Annotated in this window: 15 protein-coding genes; 13 read left to right on the forward strand and 2 right to left on the reverse strand. The window is 35.0% G+C overall.

The features are described 5' to 3' along the window. The first annotated feature begins 10 nt into the window (after positions 1-10). The 6 genes from IHV09_RS11190 to IHV09_RS11215 all read left to right on the forward strand — a co-directional run bounded on the left by IHV09_RS11190 (position 11) and on the right by IHV09_RS11215 (position 5,355). Positions 11-1,840 carry a CD3337/EF1877 family mobilome membrane protein gene (locus tag IHV09_RS11190; RefSeq protein WP_197129647.1) on the forward strand — a complete coding sequence of 610 codons (1,830 nt, stop codon included), beginning with the start codon at positions 11-13 and terminating at the stop codon, positions 1,838-1,840. Positions 1,841-1,852: 12 nt separating this feature from the next. Further along, positions 1,853-2,941 carry a lysozyme family protein gene (locus IHV09_RS11195; RefSeq protein WP_197129650.1) on the forward strand — a complete coding sequence of 363 codons (1,089 nt, stop codon included), beginning with the start codon at positions 1,853-1,855 and terminating at the stop codon, positions 2,939-2,941. Between the two features lie 13 nt (positions 2,942-2,954). Beyond that, positions 2,955-3,521 carry a hypothetical protein gene (locus tag IHV09_RS11200; protein ID WP_197129653.1) on the forward strand — a complete coding sequence of 189 codons (567 nt, stop codon included), beginning with the start codon at positions 2,955-2,957 and terminating at the stop codon, positions 3,519-3,521. A gap of 298 nt (positions 3,522-3,819) precedes the next feature. Next, on the forward strand, positions 3,820-4,269 hold the full coding sequence (locus IHV09_RS11205; RefSeq protein WP_197129657.1) for a CBO0543 family protein: 450 nt from the start codon (positions 3,820-3,822) through the stop codon (positions 4,267-4,269). A gap of 112 nt (positions 4,270-4,381) precedes the next feature. After that, entirely contained in the window at positions 4,382-4,582 is a 201-nt protein-coding gene (locus tag IHV09_RS11210) for a hypothetical protein (RefSeq protein WP_197129660.1), read from the forward strand. A gap of 329 nt (positions 4,583-4,911) precedes the next feature. Then, positions 4,912-5,355 carry a JAB domain-containing protein gene (locus tag IHV09_RS11215; protein WP_197129663.1) on the forward strand — a complete coding sequence of 148 codons (444 nt, stop codon included), beginning with the start codon at positions 4,912-4,914 and terminating at the stop codon, positions 5,353-5,355. A gap of 315 nt (positions 5,356-5,670) precedes the next feature. On the opposite strand, the gene IHV09_RS11220 is transcribed toward IHV09_RS11215, so the two are convergent. Beyond that, on the reverse strand, positions 5,671-6,555 hold the full coding sequence (locus IHV09_RS11220) for a peptidylprolyl isomerase (protein ID WP_197129666.1): 885 nt from the start codon (positions 6,553-6,555) through the stop codon (positions 5,671-5,673). Positions 6,556-6,967: 412 nt separating this feature from the next. On the opposite strand from IHV09_RS11220, the gene IHV09_RS11225 reads away from it, so the two are divergent. Then, a complete protein-coding gene (locus tag IHV09_RS11225; protein ID WP_197130015.1) occupies positions 6,968-7,528 on the forward strand; it encodes a zinc dependent phospholipase C family protein in 561 nt (186 codons plus the stop codon). A gap of 274 nt (positions 7,529-7,802) precedes the next feature. Further along, on the forward strand, positions 7,803-8,198 hold the full coding sequence (locus IHV09_RS11230) for a sporulation protein (protein ID WP_197129670.1): 396 nt from the start codon (positions 7,803-7,805) through the stop codon (positions 8,196-8,198). 181 nt (positions 8,199-8,379) lie between these two features. Here the strand turns inward: IHV09_RS11230 and IHV09_RS11235 are convergent, their stop codons facing one another. Beyond that, positions 8,380-9,123 carry a YwmB family TATA-box binding protein gene (locus IHV09_RS11235; RefSeq protein WP_197129673.1) on the reverse strand — a complete coding sequence of 248 codons (744 nt, stop codon included), beginning with the start codon at positions 9,121-9,123 and terminating at the stop codon, positions 8,380-8,382. 422 nt (positions 9,124-9,545) lie between these two features. Between IHV09_RS11235 and IHV09_RS11240 the strand changes: the two genes are divergently transcribed. The 5 genes from IHV09_RS11240 (at position 9,546) to IHV09_RS11260 (ending at position 14,080) form a co-directional block, all read left to right on the forward strand. Next, positions 9,546-10,064: a PCYCGC motif-containing (lipo)protein gene (locus tag IHV09_RS11240; RefSeq protein ID WP_312035280.1), complete on the forward strand. Its 519-nt coding sequence runs from the start codon at positions 9,546-9,548 to the stop codon at positions 10,062-10,064. Between the two features lie 18 nt (positions 10,065-10,082). Beyond that, positions 10,083-10,628, forward strand: coding sequence for a copper resistance CopC family protein (locus IHV09_RS11245; protein ID WP_197129676.1), 546 nt, complete (start codon positions 10,083-10,085; stop codon positions 10,626-10,628). Continuing rightward, complete coding sequence (locus tag IHV09_RS11250; protein ID WP_197129680.1) at positions 10,625-11,686, forward strand: copper resistance D family protein; 1,062 nt, start codon at positions 10,625-10,627, stop codon at positions 11,684-11,686. Before IHV09_RS11245 ends, IHV09_RS11250 begins: the two co-directional genes overlap by 4 nt. Before the next feature lie 211 nt (positions 11,687-11,897). Then, positions 11,898-12,434 carry a thiol-disulfide oxidoreductase ResA gene (gene resA, locus IHV09_RS11255; protein WP_197129684.1) on the forward strand — a complete coding sequence of 179 codons (537 nt, stop codon included), beginning with the start codon at positions 11,898-11,900 and terminating at the stop codon, positions 12,432-12,434. A 374-nt stretch (positions 12,435-12,808) separates the two neighbouring features. Further along, positions 12,809-14,080 carry a cytochrome P450 gene (locus IHV09_RS11260; protein ID WP_197129687.1) on the forward strand — a complete coding sequence of 424 codons (1,272 nt, stop codon included), beginning with the start codon at positions 12,809-12,811 and terminating at the stop codon, positions 14,078-14,080. Positions 14,081-14,211: the final 131 nt, after the last annotated feature.

The raw sequence follows: 14,211 nt of genomic DNA on the forward strand, positions 1-14,211 counted from the left end.
GGTGAAGGATGTGAAACATCCATTTTTCCTTTCCTTCTTTTTCTTACTTCTGCTCATATTTCAATCGAGTGTGGTTTTTGCAGAAGAAACGGAAAGAAAGGCGAAAGAACGAGATGAATCTGCGTATGAGTTAATGTCATACGCGGATGATGGCTGGTGGGATGTCGCAGCGAAAACAGGTTCGGCGACTGCAACTGCGGTGAAAAACTTTTTTTGGATGATCAATATTGTACTTTCACAAATCACGATGATGGTCGTTTATCAACTCTTTTCGCTCGATGTAGTGGACATGACAAAGGATGCCGTCCATGAAATAACAGCTGGAACTGCCGGCACCCTTACATTTAATTTTGGCTTGTTTGCACTGTCTGTAGCTTCCATTGGAATCGTTGTAAGATCCTATATTCAACAAAACTGGCAGGCGTTCTTTAAACTATTAACTCTAATTCTACTAAGCCTTACTCTCCTATTTTCCATTCAATCTAAGAAGTTCAATTATATCGACCTTGCACATGGTCTTTCTACATCACTAGAAAATGCTGTAATGAGTGTCAATCCAACTCTTAATGATGATGATGCTTTTCAGTTTAATAGCTTTGATAAGAACACAGCAAAAAATGTTTCTATTGGCATTGAGAATAAAGTATTTGATGCGTTAATCTATAAACCTTACCTACTACTACAGTATGGGACTACACAGGAAAAGAAGATACTGGCCGAAGATACTAATCGAATCAGTGACTACTTAAAAGCAGACCCAAGAATTGAGGAAGGGGTAAAACAACGAGAAGAAATTGCTCAGAAAGAATATGATCAATACGATAACAAAAATATCTTTGCGGGTAATGGATGGAAGCAAGCCGGTTACATTCTCGTTATGATACTTTCAACGGTTATACAAGGTGTCGTGTTTTTCTTTATCGCATTAATTCGTGTGATGCTGCAGTTCGCTTTTATCATGATGCTGCTTTTAGCACCCATCATGATTTTTATCAGTCTGTTTCCAAGTTTTGAAGCACTGGTTGGCAGATACCTGAAAGGGACAACCATTCTCATTCTTTTTAAGTCAGTGACGATGTTCTTTGTACTAGTGGCGACTAGTTTTATTTCATTGGGGTATGAGATGACAAACATGTCGGATGACATTTATTACAGAATCTTTATTCAAATCATGTTTTGTGTGGCAATCGTCTTCATGTACTCCAAGCGTCAGTTTGCTCTTAGTATGTTAGAGGGTGCTACACCAAATCTTCATCAAATGGGGGCATCTACTTTAAATCGTAAATCTATTAGTAAAGCAAAACGAGGTATGCAAGGTGCTGTTTCACAACTTCGTCAACCTATAAGAAGATTCTCAGCAATAAAAAATACAAATACCAATGATCAAGACAGCTCTTCAAGCAGACATTCAGGAAACGTTCATCCTATTCGTCCCAATGGAAAGACTAGTAGTTCCCATTCAAGAAGCTTTAAATATCCCAACCAACCCAAACAAGACACCGCTGTTGCCATGGAACAATCATCTTCCCATTCTTCATTCTTACCATCCCAATACCGGAAACCGAAGAAATTAAAACATCAATCATTCAATAAGGATGAACAGAATTTCTTAATGAAAAATAAGAAAACTTCACCATCCAATCAAATCACTAACCCTGACAAGAACGAGCAATTAAATGCACGTAAACAAAAAATAGAATCGATGACCTCTCCTAAACGGACTCAATCTTCAGCAAGAAACCCGTACCAAATAAAAGATAAGACTTTCGAAAATCAATTGGAGCAGACCCATGGAAAGTTAAATCGAACACCCCGACTTCGTTCGTCTAGCAAGGATTAGGAGGGATGCCAGTTGATAAGACAAGCTGTAGAAGTAAAAGTGAAGACAGCCATATGGGTATTGGTACTGAAATATCTGCTACCTATCATTCTATTTATTGGACTGCTTTTCGGAAGTGCCTTTATGGTATTAATGATGGCTGATCAATTATTTGGTGGTAAAAACAATACGTTAGAAGAAGGAACGGCTAATGTCAGTCAAAATGTCCTTAAACATAAAGCAACGGTAGAGAAATACGCAAAAGAATACGAAGTGAGCGAATATGTCAGTGTTCTACTTGCTATTATGATGCAAGAGTCGGGAGGAAAAGGTGACGATCCAATGCAAGCGAGTGAAAGCTTATGTGGAAGTGTTGGGTGTATTAAAGATACTGAAAAATCTATTGAGCAAGGTGTAAAGTACTTTTCTGCAATGCTTAAGGAAGCAGAGGGTGATTTGAAAACGACCATTCAAAGCTATAATTTTGGTAGTGGCTTCATCGACTATGTGAACCAAAATGGAGGGCAGTATACAAAAGAGCTAGCGATTGCATTTTCACAACAACAATATCAAAAGTTAGCACACACTGGACTTTATAGCTGCGTACGCCCTGAATCTTTAGCGGAGCAAGCTTGCTATGGAGATATTGGCTATGTGGATGCCGTTTTGCAGTACTATGATTACACTCTTCCTGCTTCAGGAAAGGGGGATTGGTCGTCTCCTATAAAAGGTTTGAAGAACGTAACCAGTGGATTCGGATGGAGAACTTGGTCTGATGGTAGCAAAGAGAATCATAAAGGTATCGACTTTGGTTGTATCAATCATGTAACACCTATTCATGCAGCAAGTGAAGGAAAAGTCGTTTATTCTGGTTTTCATAAAAATAAAAACGGAGCTGCAGGTTATGGGAATTTAGTTATATTGAAACATGGAGATAACTTATATTCCGGTTATGCTCACTTATCGGAGGCGAATGTTAGAAAAGGTGAATCGATCAAAAGCGGTCAGAATATTGGAGTTTGCGGTAGCACAGGAAATTCAACAGGTCCCCATCTCCATTTTGAAATTAAAGAATCCAAATGGAGTAATCACCTAAATCCACATACTCTACTGGGTTTATAGGGAGGAGGAAAATTTGAAACAGGAATTCATAGTAAAGACAGGTTTATTAGGTTTCACGATTATATTAATTCTACTTATCTGGTTCGGCTTTCGAACAATCGATCAGCAAGCTGTCCAAATTAATAGACTTACAAAAGAAGTTGAACGAAAAGAAGATCAAATACAATTTTTAAAAACCAATACTAGAATGAACGAAAAAGAAGTCAACGAAACTGAAAATGCAAAGATTGAAGAGAGCATTAATGTTTTTATACAGTCCATGTTTCATGTGAAAGATGATCAACTTGAACAAAGATGTGAAAAAGCAAAAACAGTATTAACACAAGAACTGTTCAACAAGTACTTTTCTACTGAAGAAGGGGAAAAGCTTCTCTATGAACATGAAGTCAATGATTCAAGGGTTTACATCAAAAATGAAGGTGAGAACAGTAGTGCTGTCGTTACATTTGAGGAGACTATAACATCTTTAGCTAATAATCAAAAAGAAAACTCTCGTATTACTTTGGAAGTCTTTTTACAAAAGGAAGGAGAGAAGTGGTTAGTCAATGGATTTGAACAATTAGATGCTGAACCATTATAAAAATGAAAGATGTCTTGCTAAAAAGGACATCTTTTTTCTTATATTTATTCAATGGGCCAGATATTAGAATAAGGGTTAGTTGAAAAGCAGGATGTTAAATGAATAATGTAGAATGTTCACCTAAAGCATAAGGGATGAATAAAGTTCCTTTTATGGCAGGGAGTAAATAATATTTTTACATTTTTTAGTCCTCCACTCAAGAATAACTCTTTTATGGGATAGTTTGTGTTAATTACCAATAGAAACAGTCAAATTTAGAAAGGATAAGAGGAAAAATGATAGGGGTGATTATTTAATTATGTTCTTTAACATTTTTGTTGCCTTCCTAGTTCCCTGGTCTATAATATTAATGTTTCACAAAAAAATGAATAAAGCACTTCTATTAACGATAGCTCCATTCGGAAGTGTATTAGCCTTTTTTGTTGATGAACTCGGTTTTTATTTTGGTTTTTGGAACGTAAAACCATTTGATGATGATACCATTGCTGAGCTGCCATTCAATTTAGGTTTATACAGTATCTTGGCATTCTTACTTATATTATTAATACGAAAATACAAAAAAGCTTTATTCACTATATTAGTTTTTTCTTTAGTAACAACAGGACTAGAGTTCATTTATCTAATAATTGGAAGGGTTGAATACAGTAACAATTGGAATATAGGTTGGACTTTTCTTTCATATCTTGCACCTTATTTTTTATTGTATTTTTACTATAAAGCTTTAGTAAAAAACAACGTTTTAAATTAGATTGCACTAACTTTGTGAATTCTTCAAAAAGGAGAAGTATACTATTTTATTGAACAAAAGGCGAGGTTTATTGAATCAGATCTAAAATAAAATTAAGCAAAAGGAGAATAGAGTGGTTATACAATCAAATATGTCCCCCCGAGCAATAGTTGAAGTTTGGGAAATGACGGCAGAAATTTTCAATAAATATCGTATCCCAATTATAAATCAATCCTTAGAAACATTAGTGGAAGAACAACATCTATCTATACTTCTTGAAAAATTAAATACTGCTGTTGGGAGCTCTACTGCAACTTGTATAGAGGGTGGCTGACAAATACCAATTAAAATGGGGTAGGTTACTCCTTATCAAAGATCTTCTTTTCAACTAACTGGTGCGATTGTTGAAGGTCAATAGCAAGAATTAAATTATTAGATGTACTTTTTAACCGAAAAATAAAAAGTATTTTCTCTTTCCTCTTTGTTCTCTTAAGTGTAATCGTTCGCTCATGAGATCAGTAAAGGGATGCTTCGCTATCTCTCCGCAAACTTTGTGAACTTTTTTGATAACACTCCAAAAAACTTGCACAAACTTCAAGTCCCTTGACAGCTCTTATCGCAAAGATTAGTTGGCCTTCAAACAAAGAAGGGAGCTGTTGAAGCATGGAAAAACTGTATGAAATTCTTCAAATCAAGCAAGTTATCGCAGAGGTGAGAGAAGGAGAGAGTCACATGATTCGTTCACCAATCGATGGAGCAAAGATTGCAGCTGCATTCATAGGAGATGAAGACAGGGAAGTATTTCTCGTGATGTGTCTCAATACGAAAAATAGAGTTGTAGCCGTCCACCGATGTCATGTAGGAGCTCTTAATTCAAGTATTGTTCACCCAAGAGAGGTATTCAAGGCGGCGATCTTAAACAACTCAGCTTCGATTATCGTCTCGCACCAGCATCCAAGTGGAGATATCACACCATCCGGAGAAGACATTGCAGTATCGAAGCGATTAGCAGAAGCCGGCAAGATGCTTGGCATTGATGTATTAGATCATCTGATAGTAAATGCCGATGCAGACTATACAAGCTTAAAAGAAAAAGGCTGCATGTAAAGCATAGAAGGAGGAGATGAAAATCTCTTCCTTTATTTCTTATTTTCTCAGAAATGGAATGTCCAAGTACCTTAAAGGAGAGAAAACGCTCCCCTTATCTTTACTGTGATTCACAATCGGAAATGCTTTGAAGCGCACAATAATGTGCTGACACAATAAAAGCAATACCAGCACAATTTAAGTTTTATTTTATACGTATGATGTTTACTAAATGGTGGTCTTTACCTTTACGATCCCATCAAAAAAGAGCATCGTATTAGATGCTCTTTTGAATTCTTTGCTATTTATTTACGAAAACGAGTTTTGAAAAAAAAATTATTGAGGCATTTGAGGAGTTTGTTCTTGCTTCTTCTCTAAGATCCCTTTTAGCTCTTTGTCATTAACCTTTACATTTGCATCTTTGCGAAGCTTCTCTACGATTTCAGTAATTGGTTTTGCTTTTTCTTGTTTTATTTGTTCTTCTATTTCTTTTTCTTTATCATTAAAAGTATTCTCTCGTTTATCAGTCACTTTAATGATGTGATAGCCATAATTAGATTTAATCGGATCGCTTACTTTATTTTTTTCTATTGTAAAAGCAACTTTATCAAATTCAGGTACCATGGCTCCTTTACCAAAAAAGCCAAGATCCCCACCTTTCATTTTTGATCCAGGATCTTTTGAATACTCTTCTGCTAGCTTTGCGAAATCTCCACCATTATTGAGTTTTTCTTTTACTTCTTGTGCTGTTTTTTCATCGTCAACAAGGATGTGACTAGCCTTAACCTCAGTTTTGAATTTTTCTTCAAATGCTTTCTTCATTTCTTCTGCTGAAACTTTCACGCCATCTGTTGTGGCTTTTTGGCTGACGAGCATAGTTTTTATACGATCTTCAAGTGCTTTTTCATCAGTAATTCCGTTCTGTTCAAGAAGCTTTTTGAACGCATCTTCCCCGCCAGATTCTTTCTTGATCTTTTCTATTTCTTTTTTTATTTCTTTGTCAGTTACCTTATACTTTTTTTCAAGTACCATCTGGTCAACCATTTGGCTAAGAACTTGTTCTCCGTATCGAGCTTTTAATTTAGCGTAAAGATCTTCATTCGTGATTTCTCCCACGTTCGACTCTACAATAGCTTCTGAATCTGAAGCTTCTCCAGAACTACAAGCTGACAATGCAAGGAGTCCTGTCATTAATCCTAACGAAAGCATCCATCTTTTCAATTATAAACCCTCCAAGGTCATTTTTTCTTAGTGTTTGTAGATATACCATAATCATTTTGGGATTCTAAACTGGGAATATGAGAGAAATTACAAAGTTTTTAAAGAGGGTTTTAAATTATCTTATTCAATCAAAAAGGCAATATACGCACACATAGAGAAGCCAGAGCTTACAATGAGTATTAACCAAAATACGGTGTATACAGTACTTTATCATTTATTCGAATTTAGGTTATCCATTTCATGTTTCCTTAACATAGCTTATTAGACCGGGACATTTATCGGTAATCGATTAATTAATAACATATAAAAACATTACACAAGTTGACTAAATTTCACGAATGTACTATGTTTATGAAAATAATGTTTCTATTAGAAAGGACTGTTTATTCTGTTTGCATATTCACATAAAGTGATGGCTTTTCATATAAAGACACATGTTAAAGAAAATGTTCAGTATGACTTAAACAAATCAACATTCTATTGGGCTAATATGAAACCAGATTTTGTTCCTGAACTTGCCAAACGAAAACATTATATAGAAGAGAGTTTTGATTTTGTCGTAGATAAAGTTGTTGCTCTTATTAATACACCAGCAATCCATTTATTAGATAAACAAAAACAAAAAAGAATTGAAATTGAAATGGGTGTCATTTGCCATTTTGTTACTGACTTTTTTTGCGTTCCACATAATCAAAGGTGGGAATTTAAAGATTACATGATACCTCACGTGAAGTATGAAGCAACATTAGATAATAAGGTAAAGACTTTGAATTTGGTAAATCGACTGACCTTGCCTGCGGTAAAGGATTACTCTAAAGAAAGCGTATCTTTTTTTCTGAAAGAATTGTTAGCAGAGTATGAATTGGAGAGCGATTACATGAGAGATGTAGTGTATTCAGTTAATGTTTGCAGTGCTTTATGCACTTTCATTCTGGAAAAAATTTATTCTAACACGGTCAGTAAAACAGCTTAATGACCGATATCTATCTAAAGAGATTTCAGAAAAAAATATATTTCTCCTAAAGGGGAGTAGCTTTTACAGTATAGTCGTCAATTCGGAGTTTACTCTCGGCTGTATTGGCAACACGCTGTTGTTAGCAAGACCTTTACCTGTTGGTAGAGGTCTTTTTTGAATTCTAAGACCTATGCCGCAAAATAGCATAGGTCTTTTTTCTTTCACTAGGCTGTTGCTAATGTTTTGTCACTATTGAAACTGGAAATTTATCTTTTAATATGGAGGGACCTATATGTTAATTAGAAAGTACACAGCATTAATTGGAATTGGTTCAGCGAAAATTGACTTATTGTTAGAGAAGGACACTTATTATCCTGGTGAGATTGTAGTCGGGCACTTCAATATAAACGGAGGGATTATCGAACAAGGAATTAGAAGAGTAGATTGCGATCTTATTTATCAAAATATAAATAAGCAGACGGAGCAAGTAATTAAGTCTTTCACTATTCATACTTCTACAATCATAAACGCAGACGAAGAAACTAGGATTCCATTTACCTTCGAACTGCCTTCATCACTTGTAGCGTCTCGACAAGAAGAGTCTTATTACTTTAAAACAAAATTAATTTTTAACGAAGGATTAAAGAGTGATGATGAAGATGTTATTAAAATAGTGTTCAAATCTTAAACTTTTTATATACGGCGTAAACAACAAGGTCATGCCTCTAAGTAGGCATGACCTTTCTATATCTACACAAAAATGGGGTTGGGATAAGTTCTATTTATCATATGTTCTTATAATAATGATATCAAACATGTAAAAGTTTTTTAACACGTTAAAAATTTATGAAGCAAACCGAAAAACAGCTTTAATACTCCGATGTAATAATAGGGGTGCCGATCGTTACGGTTGTATCATTATTATTACCGTTTGAAGTTCGATAAGAAATGTGTAGATTCATAAATTTTTGATTTCCTAATGGAATTTTTGATTTCCAAATCTTATTATAAGCAGATACTGATATGAAGTTTTTTTCATACAAACCCTCTACTGTATTTGCAGAGAACCGATTTAATAACTTTGTTGCTTCCGTTTTTAGTGGTTCCTTAAGCTTTTTAACACCTTCAACGGCGTAAAATACAGAAAAGCGATTCATTTCCGACTCGTATTCCTTTGAAATGCGATTCCATTCATTTCTGTTCCAGCCTTTACCAAGTACAGCGTATGTGACACTCAAATTATATCTATTATTTTCTACAGGATAAAAGATAATCAATATTCTCTCACTGACATTCCCTGTAAAATTTTTCCTCATCCCTATCATTTTATAGTGCTTTCCTTGTGAAGGTTCGATCGACCATGTAAATCCTTTTTGTTCAGTTTTAATTTGCTCTATTTTTTTATTAATTTCAATTTTGCTTTTCGTTTGAACAATAGGTTTCTTTATTAACATAGACCAATTTTTTATTTCTATTTCCTGTTTTTTTACCCCTTCTATTATATCCAACAATTGATTTTCCTTAAAGAAACTAAAAGCATTTTTCTCATTCAATAAAAAAATACCAAATAAAAATACAATTAAAAATAAATTCCTTCTCTTCTTGTTTAACATCGTATTCACCCCATAATTAAAGGATTACCAGCTAGAGATGAAATTATACAAGTTTACTAGATTCACTAACATTAAAATCATTCCATATTTTTGTGCGAAATATTTAGGATTTAACAAAGGGATCGACTTCTTCTTCCATTTGTTATTAGAAGGTCATAAACGAGAAGAAGAAAATCGAAGTAAAAAACAATGATTATATATGTTTATTTAAAAGTGTGCAGGAATGATCTTATAGATTGCTGAAATTATAAACAAAATAATAAGTGAATTTTATTTACTACTTTGTGAAAAGTGGCGAGACAACTCACTGCTTTTTTTATTTGTTTATATATGTATATATTGTGAACCGTCTATACGAGGGGCTTTTCTTTTATTACAATAACGTTGAAGCTAAACCGCTAACTGTTTAGGAGTGAGAAACTGTGAACATAAATAGAATAGTACCTTATCTGCTCGTTTTATGCCTTTTATTAGCTACGGCATGTTCAAAAGATGAGCCTAAGAAGAGCAATGCTGAACATAGCAATCATAAATCTGAATCAAGCAGTCAAAAGTCAGATCATGGGGTCTCAGATATTAGAGAAGAAACAAAGAACATGGAGACGCTTCCCTCTTTTTTATCTGAAAAACCAGAAAACATGCAGATTATCTATAAAGCTGCTGCTATGCATAAAGAGTTATTAGAGAAGATGCCCTGTTATTGTGGCTGTGGTGAAGAAGCGGGTCATAAGAATAACTACGATTGTTTTATAAATGAAAATAAATCAGATGGTTCTCTGGTATGGGATGATCATGGGACAAAGTGCGGAGTATGTTTAGAAATTGCCGCAAAATCCGTACTTGATTACAGCAAAGGCAAATCCATAAAAGAAATTCGAGAAAAAATTGACTCAACGTATGAAAAGGGATATGCAAAACCAACACCCACTCCAGAAATTTAAAGAAACAGGTGATTTTATATGAAAAAATTTGTGTTAATGCTTTGCTTACTTACGTTTATGGTACCAACTCTCACAAGTGCTCATACAGGACTAAAATCATCAAGTCCTGCAGATGGCGATATAGTGAAAGAGGAACTAAAAGAGATAACCCTTCAATTCGAAACAAAGGTTGAGAACTTAAGTACGATGAAGGTCGTTAAGGATGATGGGGAAGAGATTGAACTTGATTCCGTTAAGATCAAAGAAAAGTCAATGAGTGGCATGTTGCCTCGTTCATTAGAAAATGGCTCATACAAGATCCAGTGGAAGATAATCGGAACGGACGGTCATCCTATTGACGGAGAAATCCCGTTCAACGTTCAAGTCGAACAAAAAGAAAAAGTAGATTCACCAGTGGAAAACGAAACAGAAACGGATTCTGATAAACAAAAAGATGAAGAAAAAGGGTTAACCAAAGAGAATACAAAAAAGGATGAGGGTCTTAGTCCGATATTCTTTATCATCATCGGCTTTGTGATTGGCACTATCGTCTTTTTCTTCAGAATCAAGAAGATGAAGTCATGACCGGTTTCATTCCGTTCGCTGAATTCTTAAACTATGTTTTCTTTTCGTTACTCGTTGGACATGTGATTTTACAGTACGTTCCAGAATCCAAACAGCCGAAGATCATAACTTCTAGAACACTATTGCTAATCATGCCACTAGGGGTTTTACTCTTTTCCTTCGGCCCGGTACTTTATGTCATCAATTATTTTGCAGAGGATTTTGGTTTTAGACATACCACTTACTTGGTTCTCACACAATTCAACGTTGGAAAAGGCTGGATTATCACAGCGATTGTTTCTGTAATGCTATGGGTGACCTTATTCTTAAAAGGTTCCAAACACTTGCAAGCATTTTGGCTGCTCCTATTGATAGGTTCTGTAGGATATGCGAGCCATGTTGCCTCACTATCTTTTTGGTCAGGCTTTTTCCTTCATACGGTACATTTCTTAAGTGTATGCGTTTGGGTAGGGATTCTACTTCAAGTAGCTTGGTTTTCAAAGGAAGCAAAAAACTGGGCGAAGTTCTTAAGATGGTTTAATCCGGTAGCCATAGGATGTGTGGTTATCCTTTTTATGAGTGGCATCTTTATCATGTTTAAAGTCGTGGAACCAAGCGAATATCTTAACTCCTGGGCTATTCCATATGGTCAGATGTTACTGCTTAAACATATCAGCATAATCCCCGTTCTCGTGTTTGCTGTCATCAACGGGATACTGGCTAAAAAAACAAAGGCTGATTGGTCCTTTCAACCCCTTTCTTGGATGAGGATCGAAAGCCTTATATTATTGATCGTATTTTTCTTTACAAGTAGACTAGGAACCTTGTCACCGCCTCATGAATCGGTGGAGACCGCTCCATGGATGCTGCACTTCCTTGGAAGTAAAATACCGTCTTCTTTCCAAATTCAATTAGAACCAACCATGTTAGGTGTTATTTTAGGTTTACTTTCTGTATTGTTCTTGCTATTGATATTAATCAGCTTTAGAAAAAATGCGAAACCAGTTTTAGCCTTGTCCTTTGGTCTAGCTTTTATCGTGACTTTATATTTTGGTTTTATGTTTAATATAACTTTGTAGTGTTTTCCTTCGGCTGAAAAGCCGGAGGATGTTTTTATTTATGTGTATTAATTTTTATTTCTTCACACTTTATACAAATTTAACTGCTATATTTTCAATAAGGGTTTGAAATAAATGAGCAATATGTATAAGGTAATATTTTATTTAGGAGTGATCGAAGTTTGGCCACATTAGTTTTAAAGAAAAAAAATATGATAACGAAGGGTTAAAAATGAAAAAAAATCGATTTATTTACAGGAGTCTGATTCTAGGTGTTTTTGTACTAGTAATTGGATACACGCTCTATATAAACCTTTTTAAGGAAAAAAATTCTCTCGTTCAGGTTGGAGATCAAGCGCCTAATTTTGTATTGAAAGACTTGAACGGAAAATCTGTGAAATTATCTGATTATCGTGGCAAAGGAGTTTTCTTGAATTTTTGGGGTACTTGGTGTAAACCTTGTGAGCGGGAGATGCCTTATATGGAACGACAATATCAAAAATATAAAGATCAGGGGGTTGAGATTCTAGCCGTTAACATAGCTGAGTCTAACGTGTCAGTCAAGAACTTCGTAGATAGATACCACTTGTCTTTCCCAATTCCTATGGATAAAGATAGAGAAGTAACTAAAGCTTTTGGGATTGGACCGATACCCACAACGGTTTTGATTGATAAGAACGGAAAAATTGTAAAAAAGACTACCGCTAGCTTAAGTGAAAAAGACATCATTTCCTTTATGAATCAAATCGTACCTAAAGAGAAGAAATAAGTGCATTTTACTAGCTAAATGAATAAGAGAAGAAATTAAAAAAAGCCTCCCACTAAATTTTCGTGGGAGGCTTCTTTTGCATAAGTTGTTCTAGGGATGGCTATAAGATAACATTCATCTTCCATCTTTAATAGAAAGATGTAATTCTTTTTAAAAACGTTAATAAAGTGTGGCGGTTCAATGTTTATTTTGTGAAGACTTTCCGTTGCTGCAAGTTTGGATGCAAAAGTTTCATGTTTGAAGACCTTATCCTTATCATTAATAAGGTTAAATTATATCAATTTGAGCACCGTATAGAATGTGTAAGTTTATTAAAAGTTAATAAGGAATAGTTAATAAATAAACCATTACTAATTGAAGTGGAGGTAAATGATATGTCAGAAATACGTAAAATGCCTCGAGAGGAAGGAATAGATCATTCATTAAGTTTCATTAGAGAGGGTTATAGATACATTTTAAATAGACGTCAAGGCTTTAATTCTAATGTTTTTGAGACACGATTACTTGGAAAAAAAGCAATATGCATGGTCGGGATGGAAGCTACTGAAATTTTTTATGACCCTGAGAAATTCAAAAGGAAAAGTGCAGCACCAAATCGAGCAGTTCAAACATTGTTTGGGAAAAATGGTGTTCAGGCATTGGATGGACAAGATCACAAACATCGGAAAGAAATGTTTATGTCCATTATGACTACCCAAGGAATCCGAAAACTAACAAACATTACAAAAATTCAATGGATGACAGCTCTAAATAAATGGGAACGGAAAGACAAAATTACCCTCTATGAAGAAGTGAAGGAAATTATGTGCAGAACGGCGTGTCAATGGGCGGGAGTTCCTATAGAAGATGCTGATGTTAAAAAAATGACAAAAGACTTAGCAGCGATGTTCGAGACTCCAGCCGCAATTGGCCTTAATCATTGGCTTGGTAGACATGCACGTAATAACGTGGAGAAGTGGATTGTCGAGTTAATTAATAAGGTGCGTAATGGGAAAATAAATCCTCCAGAAGATACTGCTTTACATGTATTTACCTGGCATAAAGATCTAGAAGGAAAGCTTCTGGATATCAACACCGCTGCTGTTGAAGTAATCAATATCTTGAGACCAATTGTCGCGAACGCTATATTTATCAATTTCATAGCGCTCGCATTGCATCATTATCCGGAAGAAAGGAAAAAACTTCAATCCTGCTATAAAAAATATTTTCATATGTTTATACAGGAAGTGCGCCGATTCTTTCCATTTTTTCCTTGTGTTGCGGCACTGGTGAAAACAGATTTTGTCTGGAAGGGCTATGAGTTTAAAAAAGATACCTTAACATTACTTGATCTTTATGGTACCAATCATGATCCAGAAGTATGGGAAAGCCCTGATTTATTCAATCCGATGCGCTTTGCCAGATGGGAAGGAAGCCCTTTTAGCTTCATTCCACAAGGTGGTGGTGATCAATTTATGGGTCATCGCTGTGCTGGAGAATGGGTCACAATTGAAGTTATGAAAGTAAGTCTTGATTATCTGGTTAATCAAATGAAATATGAAGTTCCAGATCAGGATTTAAGTTACAGCTTGGTGAGCATGCCGAGTATTCCAAAAAGCAAAGTAGTAATAAAAAATGTTAAACCAAAGCTGACTACTGACTCTTGAATGGGGTTTTAATGTAACCTAATTAATTTATTGGATAATGCCTGTTTTTGCTAATAAGTTAAAAACGGGCTTTCTTATGTGGGAATCAATCCGTTCTAAACCATTTATGTGTGTCCAATTAATAAAAAAAA

Origin of the sequence: Fictibacillus sp. 23RED33 (assembly GCF_015903925.1) — a bacterium.
Taxonomy (GTDB): Bacteria; Bacillota; Bacilli; order Bacillales; family Fictibacillaceae; genus Fictibacillus; species Fictibacillus phosphorivorans.

Bases quoted from the DNA above. Each gene is read 5' to 3' on its own strand.
- IHV09_RS11205 (WP_197129657.1), top strand. From the start codon at position 3,820: ATGTTCTTTAACATTTTTGTTGCCTTCCTAGTTCCCTGGTCTATAATA.
- IHV09_RS11215 (WP_197129663.1), top strand. From the start codon at position 4,912: ATGGAAAAACTGTATGAAATTCTTCAAATCAAGCAAGTTATCGCAGAG.
- IHV09_RS11225 (WP_197130015.1), top strand. From the start codon at position 6,968: ATGGCTTTTCATATAAAGACACATGTTAAAGAAAATGTTCAGTATGAC.
- IHV09_RS11230 (WP_197129670.1), top strand. From the start codon at position 7,803: ATGTTAATTAGAAAGTACACAGCATTAATTGGAATTGGTTCAGCGAAA.
- IHV09_RS11235 (WP_197129673.1), bottom strand. From the start codon at position 9,123: ATGTTAAACAAGAAGAGAAGGAATTTATTTTTAATTGTATTTTTATTT.
- IHV09_RS11245 (WP_197129676.1), top strand. From the start codon at position 10,083: ATGAAAAAATTTGTGTTAATGCTTTGCTTACTTACGTTTATGGTACCA.
- IHV09_RS11250 (WP_197129680.1), top strand. From the start codon at position 10,625: ATGACCGGTTTCATTCCGTTCGCTGAATTCTTAAACTATGTTTTCTTT.
- resA (WP_197129684.1), top strand. From the start codon at position 11,898: ATGAAAAAAAATCGATTTATTTACAGGAGTCTGATTCTAGGTGTTTTT.
- IHV09_RS11260 (WP_197129687.1), top strand. From the start codon at position 12,809: ATGTCAGAAATACGTAAAATGCCTCGAGAGGAAGGAATAGATCATTCA.